We start from the raw sequence: 15,979 nt of genomic DNA, 5'->3' as shown, positions 1-15,979 counted from the left end.
TCCGATTTTCGTCAAGGTGTCTGATTAATGCTGGCTCTGGAATTCTAACTTATATCGATACAAGGCGACTGGACGTGAACCTGCTTGAAAGTAATTTTTATCTTGTGGTGAAAGATAAACTGCTGTAACTTGATCTGCTTCAATCATATTATTGAGATTATTGACATTTTCAGTGCTTAATTGACGATAAGCAGTAGTTGATTCCACATAATTAAAATAGGGATTAGTCTCTTTTTTGGCATCTCGAAATACTTGCTGAAACACTTCCGATGTAATATATCTGCCATCTGCTGTAGTTTCTATTCCCCTGGCAGTAACAATCGAAACTAACTGTTTATCTCCACGCAATGAAGTGATTTGGCGATTAGGTGATTTTGGGTCTAATTTCACAGATGTTACCGCATCTTCTCCCAAATATGCCCTTGCCAAACTCAATCCATTATAGGCTCTATCCGCGACAATTTTCGCAACTTGATTTAGATGATTGATTAATCGTGCGGGGAATTAATTTGGAAGCAAAATTGAAATCAGCATTAATCAAATCTGATGTCTGTTCCGGCACAAATTTAACTGGAAAACTAACTGGCTGATGTAAATATTGACGGTTTGCGGCAAAACCTGGTGTGACAATATCTGGTGCAAAAGGTGCAGCCAAATCAACCAAAGTGCTTTTTACCATCCATTTTCCCGCCATCCAACTAGGATAAACTAAATCTCCGGATAGCGATCGCACGGAAGTTAATTTTTGCCATTGTGGAAAATCCGCTAATCTTTCAGCTAGTTCTCCAGCTTGAGCATCATCGCTCAAAAATATGCCGATGATGAGGCACAAAAGCCAGCAAAAACACCAAATCCTTCTCATCATAAGCAAGATAGTTGAAGACAACAAAACCAATTAATATAGAACTTACGCATTGACAGGAAAATCCAAATGGGGGTATGGTTTTCAGCGCTGCCACCTTGATTTTTCAGCTTCCCAGCAAGCGATCGCAATTGAAAAAGTGGGTTTATAAAAGCCGGAAACATGGTATTTACGTTGATACACAAGATGATTCTTTTGTACAGTGCGTAAGCCCTAATAGTTAGTAATTACGAATTACTAAGCTTTATTTTTCTTAGAACAAAAGTTATCTTATTATACAACTAATTACGTAGGCATAATTCACTCTTATCCCAATCTTAACCTTTGCCTGTCTAAGCTCTATCTATAATCTTTGAGAAAACTGCTGCAATCAAAGTGATGAAAAACACCTACAATTTAGTAAGTAACAAACAGCTATGCCTCTGGGCAAAATTATCAAGCTAATTAAGGGAGGATTCAAAAAACAACCCTCCAAGTCAGGAAATATACCGGAGTTATCAGAAGCTCAAGCATCAGCCACATCAATGCCAATGTCAACGGAGTTAGATGAGACAACATCGGCAACCGTTACTGAAAATTTTTCATACTTAATATCATCAGCAACTGCATCTTCTACAAACGAACCTTTAGCAACAATTTCAGCAATCGTATCAGAAGGGAGAAATATGATTAATATCTCAATGCTGCAAGAAGAACTCCAAAATTTCGTGAGTGGAGCTTCTGAGGTACAAGGAGCAGCTTTGGTAAGTCCTGATGGTTTAGCACTAGCATCGGTACTTCCTGGGGGAATGGATGAAGAACGTACTGCTGCAATGTCTGCATCAATGCTGTCGTTAGGAGAACGTATCGGGCATGAACTTGTCAGAGGTGTAGTGGAACGTATTGTTGTTGAAGGTGAAAAGGGTTATGGAGTGCTAGTTAATTGTGGTAGCGATGCGGTATTACTCGTACTTGCAGGTTCAGTTGTCAAACAAGGTATTTTATTCTTAGAAATTAAGCGAGCAGTTGCAAAACTTACCCCGTTGCTGGGATAGTAAAAACTAAGATGGGGTTCCCGGTTGAGCGAATTTTGGGATGTAACCCCCTAACCTGGTTCTGTTTTGTTGGTTCTTGTCGTAATGCAGCATGTATTTTTGCTCTCGGATTTGAGTATGCAAGTCATCGCAACCACAAACTCAGCTTCACCAGAATTGCGAGTTTCTGAATTTTTGAATCTTGGAAATGCTGACGGATTATCAAGTTGTCAGCATCATCATAAAAATTACTTCCATTGACATTTAGGAATTAGTATGGCTTTAGAACCACATGCATTTTTGTCTATGCTGATAAAACGTGCTGGCTTGACAGATGAAGATAAAATTTTACTCAAAGCACAAGCTGAATGGGGTTTACAAGCTGCACCAGATATGGCTGATCACTTCTATGCTTATCTGGGACGGGATGAAGAAATGAGTGGAATTCTCAATGATGGAAATGGACGTGCTCATCGTTTGCGTGAAACCTTTGTTGACTGGTTTTATGAAATGTTTACAGGTATAGACGATTGGAGTAGTGCATACGCAGAACGTCGTTGGAAAATCGGTTTAGTTCATGTCCGTATTGGCATTGGACCGCAGCATGTTGTTCCCGCAATGGCGACAGTAGTTCATGAGGTGGGTAAGCGTCTGAAACGTGATGGTAAGAGCGAAGAACTCAAAGATGCCCTGGGGCGAATTTGCATGATTGACTTAGCTTTTATTGAACAAGCGTACATCGAAGTCTCCTCTGCTGCGGTATTGCAAGAAACTGGATGGTCAGAAGGTCTATTCCGACGTTTAATTGCAACTGGAGCAAAAACGATGTAAATGACAGTGTGGAGATAATTACAATGTGTTTGAATTTACTGAATTGAGCTAAGTTTAATAAGTATTTGTGATTAGGCATTGGATATTAATACTCAATGCCTAATGCCTAAACCTAAAGAGTCACCAAAGGAATTGGTTCCCAAACTTCCCCATATTTAGCGCGCAATCCTTCCCATGCCTCGATTTGTCCGGGTTCATACTCTCCTGGTTTACCCCATTGTAAAAACAAGCTTAAAGCAACTTCCTGTTTCTCATCTAAGAAGCGGATAGCGTAGGTTTTAAAATTACCGCGTTTCGCCTCACCAGTCTCAAATTTTACCTGTATAATTTTATCCATATTGAAGTGAAATTCAAATCCTTCAGTATGTAAGTTTGCATACTTCCCTTTCGGCAACTCTGCATAGAATAGCTTCTCAATTTTTCCCCTGGCTTCTAAAACCGCAGCACTACTCGTGACAATGATGCGTAGAGTTTTCAAGTTTTCGCAAGCTTCCAAAAAGTCTTTTAAATTTTTAGTCATTTTTTATTTATCCTTTCTCATCTGTTTACTCTGAGGTAGCAACATAAAACTCTTGGCTCAGTTATTCTCCCAAAGTTTGCCAGCAAAGGTAAATAATGGGGTGATAAGCTTTGGCGCATTTAATTTGTATATTAGACGCGGGCAATATGCCCCGGAGTTTTCCGTGAAGAATATCTCCCCGGAAACTCCTCTCCGCACTACAATAACTTGATGTTTTCGATTTATACAATTTAGCTGCACATCAGCTTATTATGTCCGGTTAAATACCAACGATAAAACTGACGCGGAAATGGGGAGATAGAGGGACGCACAGAAAAACTAATAAAAACTGACTTAGACTCGATATGAAAGTGCCTGTGGCATTTTACGATGTGGATGTAAAAAAGCATCAGGTAATTTTTTGCCTATTGAACAACGCCGTAAACCTCGGAACTATCATCCTTAATCAACCTCTTGTCTGACTTTGCTGTACTTGTTGCAATAGCTTTTCCAAATTCTCTGGTGCGGGTAAACATTTTAACCCCTGGCAAACTATGCCGACGCTACCTTCAGGTAATTTAGATATTTCTGCAAACATGACACTGGGTAAAAACTCAGAGATAAGAGTATTAATGTGTTTAAAATTAGTACGGATTAAAGTTGAATTACGATACCAATCTAAGGCGGAAAACATGCTGGGACAAGCTTGAGGTGCTTGCTTCATGATACCTCGAAAGGCTTTTAATCCTTGTTCAGCTAAGTCGAGATAGTGTAAATTATCGGTGAGGAGGGAGAGGCGGACAAGATTAGCGATCGCAATCCCGTTTGCTGAGGGTGTAGCATTGTCTTGATAACTACGTTCGCGAATAATTAAGTCCTGACTGCTATCAATGGCTGCATTGTAGTATCCACCTAACTCAACACTCCACAAATATTGGTCGAATTCTTGTTGCAGGGCGATCGCATTTTCGATAAAGTAATGACTATGGGCATTTGCACTAATTTCTGCACTTTCTTCTTTTCTCTCCACTAATGTTGCTTGATGGAGGTCTAAAAGTGCTTTGATAAAAAAGGCGTAGTCTTCCGATTGGGCGTTTAATGTTGCTTCTCCTTGATAGTTTAATCGGTGGAAGCGTCCATCTATATATTGATGATTGAGGATAAAGTTGGCAGCTTTGATTGCCAGTTCTAAATAAATATGTTGGCGAAATACAGTGTAGGCTCTAGCTAAACCGGAAATCATCAAACTATTCCAAGCGACAATCATTTTTGTATCGGTGACTGCGGGGATGCGTGCTTGCCAATTGATTGTTTTTGCTTCTTGGTTATTTTGCGCTGGTGGAAAAGTCCTGATTGCTGCGGGTTCTGCACCATAACGTCCAACAAAGAGTTTTTGTAGGGTTTTTTCTAGTGTTTCGCTGAGTTTTCCAGCTTTTCGTCTTTGTAATACGTTTTTACCCTCAAAATTGCCGTTAGCGGTGACGGTAAATTGCTGTTGTAATTCTGTTAGTTCTTCAGGAGCAAGTAATTGTTCAAGTTCGCTGTAACTCCAAACGTAAAAAGCACCTTCTTCGGGTTCATTCTCCTGGGGTGTTAGAAAACTGTCAGCATCTTGGGAAGCGTAAAAATAACCTTCCGGTGCAGTCATCTCCCGTTGTAACCAATCAACAGTTAGGGAAATTCCCCGTGCAAAGGCTGGCTCTTGAATTCCCGCACTCCACAAATTTGCTAAATACTCGACAATTTGCCCATTATCGTAGAGCATCTTCTCAAAATGCGGTACAGTCCAAGTTGGGTCAACTGTATAGCGATGAAACCCACCGGCGACATGATCAAAAATTCCACCCAAGGCTAAATCTAAACCACGTTGCTGACAAACTTCTTTCCCATCTAATTGGGAATCAAAATTAAATCGAATTCCCCGCAATGCTATCTCTCCATAGGGCATCATCGGAAAACTGTTACCTTGTGGATTGGGAGTAATGATTTTTGTCGCTGTATTCCAACCTTGCTGTAATAACTGTTTATCTGTTGCTTCTGTTGTTTCTTCTATATTTAATACAGCATTAGATAGTAAAGCTTCTAAAATTACACCTTTACGTTTTTGTAAATCTTCTTTTTCTGTATCGTAGTAATTTCGTAGCGCTTGTAAAACTTGCAGAAAACCCGCACGCCCATATCTAGGTTCAATTGGGAAGTATGTACCCGCGTAAAATGGAACCAAATCTTCAGGAGAAAGAAATACATTCAGGGGCCAACCACCACTACCCGTCATCATTTGTAACGCTTGCATGTAGATGCTGTCAATATCAGGGCGTTCTTCACGATCTACTTTAATCGGGAGAAAATTTTCGTTCAGATATTGAGCGATCGCCTGATCAGAAAAAGCCTCTCCTTCCATTACAGTACACCAATGGCAACTTGAATAACCGATGGAGAGAAATATTGGTTTATTCTGTACCTTGGCAGTGGAAAGTGCTTCATCACACCAATACCACCAATCAATGGGATTTTCGGAGTGTTTCCGAAGATAGAGACTTTTTGCTGACTCTAAGCGATTAGTCATAATTTTTGATGCAGGTTTAAGTCTTCCTGCTCAGTCTAACCTTCTACCGCAACTCAATTTCAACTACGAGCCAAATTTCTGTCCAATTATATAGATTATGGATTCTAGAGTTACATCTAAAATTAATCCATAATTTTCACCAATTGAGCGATCGCATTAGGTTTTTCGACTAAAGATGGTAACCCTTTACTCGGAATTGAACTATTTGAGCTAACTGTAAGGATGAGGTGGAGCAAAAAAGTAATGATAGTAGCTTGTATAAATTTTTCTAACATGGCTTCTCTCTCTAAGTGACGGCAGGCAAAGCGAGATTACTTGCATTGGATGCACCTCTTACTGTTTATCTACTCCTTCAGGATGATTCTATCCGGAAGTCAAGAGTACAAATGCAGACAAAGTTACAAATTTAGAAGGAAATTGAGATGAAGCATCCAACCCAAGAAAAAAATTTCCTGCTACTATTTCAATTTGCCTAAGTTAAGGAATGTGAATTAAATAAAGTGCAAAAGTAGGGTGCTGTTAGCGCAGCGTAACGCACCATTTCATATTCTTTCAGAATTGTTATTCAATTCCTGTTTCTAAGCAGTCGTCATCATTCCAGGGCAACACGAGGCAAGCGATGCTTGAATGAGCAAAGAATTTCCCAGGGAATTGTACCCAATTCATTTGCCCAATCATCTGCGGTAATTTGTTCTCCTTGATCTGTTCCTAACAAAGTCACAACTTCACCCTCTTGGATGTCAGGAATATTACTAACATCCAACATAATTTGATCCATCGTAATTGTCCCAATCTGGGGTATCCGCTTACCGCGTATCAATACTTGCATTTTATTAGACAGGTGACGCGGGATACCGTCTGCATAGCCAATTCCCACAACAGCAAGGCGAATATTATTGGGAGCGATATATCTATGTCCATAGCTGATACCCGTACCAGCAGCAATATTTTTCACCTGCGTAACTCGTGCTTTTACTTGCATTACCGGCTTGAGGTTGATGCGATGACGTAAATGTTCGGCAGGATAATATCCATAAACAGCCAGTCCTACCCGCACCATATCGTAATGCAAGGCTGGGTTTGTCAAAGTGCCTGCGGTGTTGGCAAAATGCAAGCAAGGTACTTCTATTCCCAAAATTTTAACTTGTTGAATCGCTTCTTCAAAGTGCCGATGCTGAAGATTCATCACAGTTTGGTCAGGACTGTCGGCGGTGGCAAGGTGTGAATAAAGACTGGCAATACGCAAGTGTGGCAGTCGCTCTACTAGCTGCACAAACTCTCCAGCTTGTCGCCAGTCCGTCCCTAAGCGTGACATCCCAGTATCAAGTTTAATGTGAACTGGTAAGGCGACATCAAAATTCATGGCTTCGAGAGTATTAGAAAATACTAAAGCTTGCTTTGGACTACATAGGGTCGGCTGAAGTTTCCAATGAGCGATCGCATGAATTTGTTCTCGTGTTTGTGTTGCTCCTAATATTAAAATAGGAGCTGTTACTCCAGCTTCGCGCAGCTGAATGCCCTCCGGAACTGTGGCAACCCCCAACCAACTTGCTCCCGATTCAATTACAGTTTTGGCAACGGTGACTGCACCATGTCCATAAGCGTCGGCTTTGACAACCGCCATTAATTGCGTTTTATCTGACAATAACTGTCGCAACTGTCTCACATTATGCGAAAGCGCTGCCAAGTCAATTTCTACCCAAGCGCGTTGGGAATACCAAGCATAAGTATCGCACTGCTGGGAAGTAACAATACTTTGGATTTGCTCGCCGCTCAACATATTCACTTGCTCCTATCACACCACACTCATAGTCTCCAGGTGTTTACATATTCAAACCCAAGGAAACTATTCGGAATAATCTGGAAGTTTATCCTCGATTACGGGATGGAGACAAGAGCAAGCCGCTATTAATGTCTAAAAAACTTATCTCAATGCAATCATTTTTTTTCAGTGAGCATTAGTCAGTAGCACAAACCCTAATTTTCCTTTCTCTTCTGAGTTGCGAAGCCTCAATATTAACTTTTAAATACTGACAATTGACATCGGTAGACTAACACCCGAATCCTTCCTTTAATCAATATTATGAATCATGTAGTTGAATGTATAAATTATTCTAATCTAGCAGAGAAGCTTATCTTTGTGTTAATATATGTAAAACTAATACCTTGAGCGTTTATCAATGGGGAAGGTTTTAGTCCTAAACGCCTCCTACGAGCCACTGAATATCACTAGTTGGCGACGTGCGGCTATTTTGCTAATTAAAGGCAAAGCAGAACAGGTAGAACATAACGGCAAATTCCTTTACGCTGACTTCCCGCTACCCACAGTAATTAGGTTGCGGCATTATGTTCGCGTCCCTTATAAGGAAATCCCTCTTACTCGTCGGAATCTACTCCATCGTGATGGACATACTTGTCAATACTGTGGTTACACGGGAGACGAGTTAACACTCGACCACGTTGTACCGCGATCGCGTGGTGGTGGCGACTCTTGGGAAAACATTGTCACAGCTTGCGTGCGATGTAATGTCAAGAAAGGAAGTCGAACACCACAGGAAGCTCGTATGCCTTTGCGCCACTCTCCTCGCCGACCTTACAGCAGCCTCTATTTTGAGGTCAGCAAGCATCTCAAAAGCGGCACGCACAACGAATGGCAAAAGTACGTCATTGGTCTTTGATTTCTCTAGCAAAACATTAAGTAATGTAAAGCGAGAGAGGACAATCATAACCGCTTCGTCTTTGACAAATCTGAGCGACGAACCTTTAGAGTTTAGCAAAGAATTTCGTCATAGACAACTGTGCGCGTAAATATTTTTTTGACGAGAGATTTAGATTGACTCAATTTCCAGTCCTTCTGGTCTTTCTGCGAAAGTGAATGCTGTGTTTGGCAGCTTGCATTTGCTATGTTTTTTTGTTGCCCACCCATATAAATCGTACAAGCATCCTGTCCATCGAGGCAGCGATGCTTAAAATCATGTTTTATTATTCAAAAGCACTGAGATTGCACCGATTGATGATAGTATAATATAGTACATTTTTGTGTATTCATCTAGTTACAACCACAGGTTAGCTGATGCTAAGTGAGGAAATACAGTGGATATATGACTTGGAGAATAAATTTCTCTTTCCCCTTGATTCTTTTGCTGATATTTTTACCTTTGTTAGTCACTTTTCACACAAGTAACTACTATTAGTGAGATATTAGTGAAAATTAATTAATGACCATAGGCGATCGCATTTATGCAGATGGGCATAATTTGTGTGTCAGATGTCAATATTTTTGCGAAGATCGTAATGTGTAACTCAACCAGAAAATTTATTTATGGTTTTGGAGCTTTGTCGAAGTTGTTGAGGAGCCTCACGTAAGTAAAACCATTTCTCTATGCAATTAAATTCTCCCCTTTCTCAGCTTGAGAGTTTTCCATTGATTAAAGATTCATCCTCTGAAGAAGTTGACATAGATGTTGACGTTCCCTTGATTAAACACCCCGTTAACGGAGTAACGGGTGAAACAACCGCGTTCTTAGGGCAACGTCATAATAACTATTTGGCGTATCAGAAATCAGAAGAGCTAAGAAATACGCTTTTAGGACATCGACACGAGCGGCATCTAATAGTTTTACAAGATTTTCCCGATCCAGATGCCCTATCTTCAGCTTGGGCTTACCAACTTATTGCCCAGCAGTACGATATTAAATGTGAAATTATTTATGCTGGCACTCTCAGTCACCAAGAAAATATCGCATTAGTAAAGCTGACAGGACTACCTGCTCAACGTTGGGCGCTACCGACTTTAAAAAGCAAAGATTTATCTCAATACCAGGGTTTTGTATTAATCGATAATCAAGGAACTACTTCACAGCTATTATCGGTGGTACAGCAGGCAGAAATACCGCTAGTAGCAGTCATTGACCATCATAGTTTACAAGGTGAATTAAAATCAGATTTTGTTGATATTCGTCCTTCAGTCAGAGCAACAGCTACAATTTTTACCCAGTATCTGCAAACGGGTTTATTATCGCTAGATAACAGCATTAGCCAGCATGTCAAATGTGCTACAGCCTTAATGCATGGCTTGCGTTCTGATACAAATCGCTTGATGCAGGCTCAGGAGGAAGATTTTATGGCAGCTGCGTATTTGAGCCGCTTTTGTGATGCTCAACTACTCAACGCAGTATTGCAGGCGAATCGTTCTAAAAGAGTCATGGACGTAATCGAGCGATCGCTCAAAAATCGCATCGTCCAAAACAACTTTTCCATCGCTGGAGTGGGATATCTACGCTACGATGATCGCGACGCAATCCCCCAAGCCGCAGATTTTATTGTCACCGAAGAAAATGTGCATACAGCCGTGGTTTATGGGATAGTCCATGACGAAGACGAAGAACTCGAAATAGTTATTGGTTCTTTGCGAACAACCAAACTAACCCTCGATCCGGATGAGTTTATCAAAGAAGCCTTCGGTCAAGATAGCCAAGGACGTTTTTTTGGTGGGGGAAGAACCAGTGCAGGTGGTTTTGAAATTCCCATGGGATTTTTATCGGGAGGGAATGAAAATTCAACCTACGCCAAAATGAAATGGGAAGTTTATGATTCCCAAATTAAACAAAAACTCTTGCGATTGGTAAACCCGAAAGATAATCCCATCCATCAAGAATAGATACATCACGGATAGTCAGCATCCAATAGGGTTTGGTTAAGCAAAAATGCTTATTAGCGGTTAGCTTTTAGCTATTGGCTTTTAGAATTTATGTAAGTCCTATACACATCAACAAATTCTCTCAGCCGTTCCTGCCAGTGAGGAATGGCTTTTAGTTTTTTACGACTCTAATACCCTTTCAAGGCGATAAATTCCTCGATCTAGCGTTCTTTTAATCACCTAATCCTATTGATTGACTCAATAATGATTTACGGTCTGCAACTGAAATTTCACTCAAATTGCATAGTAAAATTTTTGTGAATCTTGAGATAATAAACGGGTCATAAATCGAAAAAGTATCATAAATTGTGGAACTTTACTTAATTCGCCACGGTATCGCAGAAGAAAAACGCGAAAATATCCCAGATGAAGAACGCAAACTAACTCAAGAAGGGCGACAAAAAACAGAGAAGGTTGCTCAAAGATTAGTAGAACTCGATTTGAAATTTGATTTGATTCTCACTAGCCCCTTGGTACGAGCGCGTCAAACCGCAGAAATTCTTCTGAAAGCTGGACTGGGTAAAAAAATTGAAGAATCATCATACCTTGCTCCCGGTGGAGATATCTCTGCTTGGATCGAAAATTGGCTAGAAACCCAAAACCCGAAAATTTCCTCAGAAGCTAAACTAGCATTAGTGGGACATGAACCAGATTTAGGCTATTGGACAGAGCTTTTGGTCTGGGGAGAAGCAAAAGGAAGGCTAGTCCTGAAAAAAGCTGGTACGATCGGGATAAAAGTACCAGAAAAGGCTACTCCTTTGGGTAGTAGTTATATGTTCCTATTGACACCACCCAAGTATTTGCTCTAACAAAAAATATATCTTTGCCAGAATTTTTGTGTTAGGACAGATACTCTTATGGCGATAAGTATTTCTGGTCTTTGAAGCCCAATCCAATCTTTTAAAAAGCAGATGGTGTTGCCATGATGGTGTGCGAATATAAGCCCGGTTTGGAAGGCATTCCTGCCGCCGAATCCAGTATCAGTTTTGTTGATGGGCAAAAAGGATTACTTGAATATCGTGGCATCCGCATTGAAGAATTAGCGGAAAAAAGTAGTTTTCTGGAGACTGCCTATCTTTTGATTTGGAATCAACTTCCAACCAAAGAAGAACTTCAACTTTTTGAGGAAGAAATCCGGATGCATCGCCGCATTAAATACCGCATCCGTGACATGATGAAGTCATTTCCAGAAAGCGGTCACCCAATGGATGCTTTACAAGCCTCTGCTGCTGCTTTAGGCTTGTTTTACTCCCGTCGTGACTTGCATAACCCTGTTTATATTCGGGATGCTGTAGTTCGGCTTTTGGCAACTATCCCGACAATGGTAGCGGCATTTCAGTTGATGCGTAAAGGAAATGACCCAGTACGTCCAAAAGATGAGTTAGATTATTCTGGGAACTTCTTGTACATGCTTAACGAAAAGGTTCCCGACCCATTAGCAGCAAGGATATTTGATGTATGTTTGATTCTCCACGCCGAACATACCATGAATGCATCTACTTTTAGTGCGAGGGTGACAGCATCGACCTTAACCGACCCTTATGCTGTAGTTGCCAGTGCTGTTGGAACTCTTGGTGGACCTTTGCATGGTGGGGCAAATGAAGAAGTAATCCAAATGTTGGAGGAAATTGGCTCGGTTGAAAATGTACGTCCCTACATTGAGGATTGTATGCAGCGCAAAGCGAAAATTATGGGCTTTGGGCATCGCGTCTACAAGGTTAAAGACCCACGTGCGACGATTTTACAAAATTTAGCCGAACAATTGTTTGCCAAGTTTGGGCAAGATAAATACTACGATATTGCCCAGGAGATGGAGCGAGTAGTCGAGGAAAAACTTGCTCATAAAGGAATATATCCAAATGTTGACTTTTATTCCGGTTTAGTATACAGAAAGATGGGAATTCCCACTGATTTGTTTACACCAATATTTGCGATCGCACGGGTAGCAGGCTGGTTAGCACACTGGAAAGAGCAACTCGAAGAAAACCGAATTTTCCGACCAACACAGGTTTACAACGGTAATCATGATGTTGTTTATACACCAGTGGAGAAACGCTAGAAATAGGGGAAAGGGGACGTGCTGAAATGGGAGATAGATATAGGCACAAAAGTAGTGACACAAACAACTTTTGCCTCTCCCTATCTCCGACTATCCCAATTTGTAAATCCCAATCCATATCATCAGTAGATTTTTTCATTGACTCAAATCAGCCAAAAACCATCCAACGATATACTAAGCATGGGATTGCCAAAAATCTTCAGCTACTTTAATTATCCATCGCGATGTTTGATGGCTGGATTTACATTTATGAACAAGTTTACATTGTTGTCAATCAACATGGACTAACAACTAAAGAAAGGATGGAGGAAGAGAGGAAAGGATAAAAGGGAATATATAAGGATAATGATCCGGAGATATGTTTTGTTTTTGGCTTTTTATCTTCTAACTTCTACCTTTCATTGACTCATAGAGCGGAAACATGAACTCAGGAATTGATCTGCAAGGAACATTTATTGATTCCCTAAAGGAATTGGGACTGCCAGCAGGCACAGCCAAAGCGATTTGGATGCCGTTACCGATGATTTTAATGCTGATTGGTGCCACAGTTGGGGTACTGGTTTGCGTTTGGCTGGAACGGAAAATTTCGGCAGCAGCTCAACAACGGATTGGTCCTGAATATATCGGTCCTTTGGGCTTGCTAGCACCTGTTGCGGACGGGTTAAAACTGGTATTCAAAGAAGATATTGTGCCAGCAAAGGCTGATCCTTTACTATTTACCCTTGGTCCCATCATTGTTGTATTACCTGTATTTTTGTCCTACCTGATTGTGCCATTTGGACAAAATTTGGTAATCACCGATGTCGGCATGGGGGTATTTTTGTGGATTGCCCTGTCTAGCATTCAACCAATTGGATTGTTAATGGCAGGTTATGCATCCAATAATAAATATTCGCTTTTAGGTGGATTACGGGCAGCAGCGCAATCGATTAGTTACGAAATCCCACTGGCACTAGCTGTACTGGCGATCGCGATGATGTCTAATAGCCTCAGTACCGTTGATATTGTCAACCAGCAATCTGGCTATGGAATTTTGGGCTGGAACGTTTGGCGACAACCTGTTGGCTTTATTATCTTTTGGATTGCAGCCCTGGCAGAATGCGAACGGATGCCTTTTGACTTACCGGAAGCCGAAGAAGAAATTGTCGCGGGTTATCAAACCGAGTATTCGGGGATGAAATTCGCTTTATTTTACCTGAGTTCCTACATCAACCTCGTACTCTCGGCTTTACTTGTATCTGTTCTCTACCTTGGTGGCTGGGATTTCCCCCTCCCCATTAGCCTCATTGCTAATTGGCTAGGTGTCAGCGAAACTGAACCAGTGCTGCAAGTCATTACAGCATCATTGGGTGTCACCATGACATTACTCAAAGCTTACTTCCTTGTCTTCTTAGCAATTTTGTTACGTTGGACAGTACCACGGGTTCGTATTGACCAACTACTTGATTTAGGCTGGAAGTTTTTGTTACCTGTAGCTTTAGTAAATTTACTCTTGACAGCAGCATTGAAATTAGTTTTCCCTGTTGCTTTCGGTGGATAAGAAGAGTAATGTTCTGACGCTTGATTTTCGATTTCAGAACGAAGATCAAGTGTCATGACTCCTAACTTTAAAGAGAGAGTGTGAAAATTTATGCTGAAATTCCTTAAACAAGTTGGAGACTACGCCAAGGACGCAGTACAAGCCGGAAAATATATCGGCGAAGGTCTTTCTGTGACTTTCGATCACATGCGTCGCCGTCCTGTCACCGTCCAATATCCTTACGAAAAATTGATTCCTAGCGAACGCTTTCGTGGTCGAATACACTACGAATTCGATAAATGTATTGCTTGCGAAGTTTGTGTTCGGGTATGTCCAATCAACCTACCTGTAGTCGATTGGGAATTTGATAAAGCGACTAAAAAGAAAAAACTTAAGCACTACAGTATCGACTTTGGGGTTTGTATCTTCTGCGGTAACTGCGTAGAATTTTGCCCGACAAATTGCTTATCGATGACGGAAGAGTATGAACTTTCAACTTACGATCGCCATGAATTAAACTACGATAGCGTAGCTCTTGGTCGTTTACCTTATAAGGTGACTAACGATCCAATGGTGACACCACTACGGGAGTTCGTCTACCTCCCCAAAGGTATCATGGACCCCCACGATTTACCTGCTGACGCACCTCGTGCCGGTTCTCGTCCCGAAGACTTAGTCGAACAAACAGAAAATTAATCATTAGTTAATGGTTAACGGTTAGTTGTAATTGGCAGAATTTTTGGGAATTACTGATTAACAAATAACTATCACCAATTAACTAAGTCATAACTTGCGATCAAGAAAGGATAATTGAAAGTGAATTTAGCCGAAGGTGTACAGCTGGTTTCGTTTGCTATCCTGGCGCTGATGATGATTGGAGCGGCGCTAGGTGTAGTTTTGTTAAACAATATCGTTCATTCTGCCTTTTTATTAGGCGGTGTATTTCTCAGCATTTCCGGCTTATATCTATTACTCAATGCTGATTTTGTCGCGGCAGCACAATTACTTATTTACGTTGGTGCCATCAACGTACTAATTCTGTTTGCCATCATGTTAGTAAACAAACGCCAAAACTTTACCCCTTTCCCGAATGCTTGGGTACGTAAAGCCCTAACAGCAGTCGTTAGCTTTGGATTATTTGCACTTCTCAGTACAATGGTACTAGCGACTCCTTGGTCACATTCCACTGCAACTCCTGTAGATAACCCGATTATTTTGATTGGCGAACATTTCTTCAGCGATTTCTTATTGCCTTTTGAACTTGCTTCAGTTTTGTTATTGATGGCAATGGTTGGTGCAATTATTTTGGCACGTCGCGAATACTTACCTGAAGTTGATGCTTCTGGTGTTCCGCAAACATTATTGACTTTACCTGAGCGTCCTAGAGAATTAATTTCTTCAGGTAGTGAAAATGAATAATGGTTAATTGTTATTGGGTGTTAATCGGCAATAGTTAAAAGTTAAGCAGGTAGGTTTAATTAAATATCAGACCCGAAGACAGTGTAATTTTGGTTTTGATTGTAACCACTCACTTAATTACAAGATATCCAATAACTAATACCTAATAATTAATACCCAATCACAAATTACGAAGTAACCAATCACTAATAAATCAAAAATCAATGCAACTTCAATACTTTTTGTTACTTGCTGCCGCTTTATTTTGCATCGGAATTTACGGTCTAATTACAAGTCGTAATGCTGTCAGAGTTCTGATGTCAATTGAATTGCTTCTGAATGCTGTCAATATTAACTTGATGGCATTTTCTAACTACCTCGACCCCACAGAAATAAAAGGTCAAGTATTTACGGTATTCGTAATTACTGTAGCTGCGGCGGAAGCGGCGGTAGGATTGGCTATTGTATTGGCAATTTATCGCAATCGCGATACTGTCGATATGGAGCAGTTCAACCTCCTCAAATGGTAGTAT

14 protein-coding genes and 1 pseudogene are annotated in these 15,979 nt (G+C 40.8%); 10 read left to right on the top strand and 5 right to left on the bottom strand.

Annotated elements, in window-relative coordinates:
- Window positions 1-24: 24 nt before the first annotated feature.
- A pseudogene (locus VB733_RS04725) lies at window positions 25-862 on the bottom strand (DUF6816 family protein).
- A gap of 416 nt (window positions 863-1,278) precedes the next feature.
- On the opposite strand from VB733_RS04725, the gene VB733_RS04720 reads away from it, so the two are divergent.
- A complete protein-coding gene (locus tag VB733_RS04720) occupies window positions 1,279-1,896 on the top strand; it encodes a roadblock/LC7 domain-containing protein (protein WP_323338954.1) in 618 nt (205 codons plus the stop codon).
- 255 nt (window positions 1,897-2,151) lie between these two features.
- Entirely contained in the window at window positions 2,152-2,706 is a 555-nt protein-coding gene (locus VB733_RS04715) for a protoglobin domain-containing protein (protein WP_323338953.1), read from the top strand.
- Window positions 2,707-2,818: 112 nt separating this feature from the next.
- Here VB733_RS04715 and VB733_RS04710 read toward each other — a convergent pair whose 3' ends face one another.
- The 4 genes from VB733_RS04710 to alr all read right to left on the bottom strand — a co-directional run bounded on the left by VB733_RS04710 (window position 2,819) and on the right by alr (window position 7,551).
- The gene (locus VB733_RS04710) at window positions 2,819-3,226 is read right to left on the bottom strand and encodes a ChuX/HutX family heme-like substrate-binding protein (protein ID WP_323338952.1); all 408 of its coding nucleotides are present in this window, start codon (window positions 3,224-3,226) and stop codon (window positions 2,819-2,821) included.
- A 445-nt stretch (window positions 3,227-3,671) separates the two neighbouring features.
- Window positions 3,672-5,771, bottom strand: coding sequence for a thioredoxin domain-containing protein (locus tag VB733_RS04705; RefSeq protein WP_323338951.1), 2,100 nt, complete (start codon window positions 5,769-5,771; stop codon window positions 3,672-3,674).
- Window positions 5,772-5,893: 122 nt separating this feature from the next.
- Complete coding sequence (locus VB733_RS04700; RefSeq protein ID WP_323338950.1) at window positions 5,894-6,046, bottom strand: hypothetical protein; 153 nt, start codon at window positions 6,044-6,046, stop codon at window positions 5,894-5,896.
- A 317-nt stretch (window positions 6,047-6,363) separates the two neighbouring features.
- Entirely contained in the window at window positions 6,364-7,551 is a 1,188-nt protein-coding gene (gene alr, locus VB733_RS04695) for an alanine racemase (protein ID WP_323338949.1), read from the bottom strand.
- Between the two features lie 400 nt (window positions 7,552-7,951).
- Here alr and VB733_RS04690 point away from each other — a divergent pair, with 400 nt between their 5' ends.
- From VB733_RS04690 to nuoK, 8 genes are all read left to right on the top strand, one after another.
- Window positions 7,952-8,449, top strand: coding sequence for an HNH endonuclease (locus VB733_RS04690; RefSeq protein ID WP_096611394.1), 498 nt, complete (start codon window positions 7,952-7,954; stop codon window positions 8,447-8,449).
- 704 nt (window positions 8,450-9,153) lie between these two features.
- Entirely contained in the window at window positions 9,154-10,431 is a 1,278-nt protein-coding gene (locus tag VB733_RS04685) for a bifunctional oligoribonuclease/PAP phosphatase NrnA (protein ID WP_323338948.1), read from the top strand.
- 347 nt (window positions 10,432-10,778) lie between these two features.
- On the top strand, window positions 10,779-11,279 hold the full coding sequence (gene sixA / locus VB733_RS04680; RefSeq protein WP_323338947.1) for a phosphohistidine phosphatase SixA: 501 nt from the start codon (window positions 10,779-10,781) through the stop codon (window positions 11,277-11,279).
- Window positions 11,280-11,392: 113 nt separating this feature from the next.
- Window positions 11,393-12,529: a citrate synthase gene (locus tag VB733_RS04675; protein ID WP_323338946.1), complete on the top strand. Its 1,137-nt coding sequence runs from the start codon at window positions 11,393-11,395 to the stop codon at window positions 12,527-12,529.
- Between the two features lie 421 nt (window positions 12,530-12,950).
- Complete coding sequence (gene nuoH, locus VB733_RS04670; protein WP_096611402.1) at window positions 12,951-14,069, top strand: NADH-quinone oxidoreductase subunit NuoH; 1,119 nt, start codon at window positions 12,951-12,953, stop codon at window positions 14,067-14,069.
- A 90-nt stretch (window positions 14,070-14,159) separates the two neighbouring features.
- Complete coding sequence (gene ndhI / locus VB733_RS04665) at window positions 14,160-14,744, top strand: NAD(P)H-quinone oxidoreductase subunit I (protein WP_323338945.1); 585 nt, start codon at window positions 14,160-14,162, stop codon at window positions 14,742-14,744.
- 120 nt (window positions 14,745-14,864) lie between these two features.
- Window positions 14,865-15,467: an NADH-quinone oxidoreductase subunit J gene (locus tag VB733_RS04660; RefSeq protein ID WP_096613412.1), complete on the top strand. Its 603-nt coding sequence runs from the start codon at window positions 14,865-14,867 to the stop codon at window positions 15,465-15,467.
- A 203-nt stretch (window positions 15,468-15,670) separates the two neighbouring features.
- On the top strand, window positions 15,671-15,976 hold the full coding sequence (nuoK, locus tag VB733_RS04655) for an NADH-quinone oxidoreductase subunit NuoK (RefSeq protein WP_323338944.1): 306 nt from the start codon (window positions 15,671-15,673) through the stop codon (window positions 15,974-15,976).
- Window positions 15,977-15,979 lie beyond the last annotated feature (3 nt).

It is taken from the genome of Calothrix sp. UHCC 0171 (assembly GCF_034931845.1).
Classification (GTDB): domain Bacteria; phylum Cyanobacteriota; class Cyanobacteriia; order Cyanobacteriales; family Nostocaceae; genus Brunnivagina.
The sequence above is the reverse complement of the archived record's forward strand: the minus strand, read 5'-3'. Positions and strand labels throughout refer to the sequence as shown.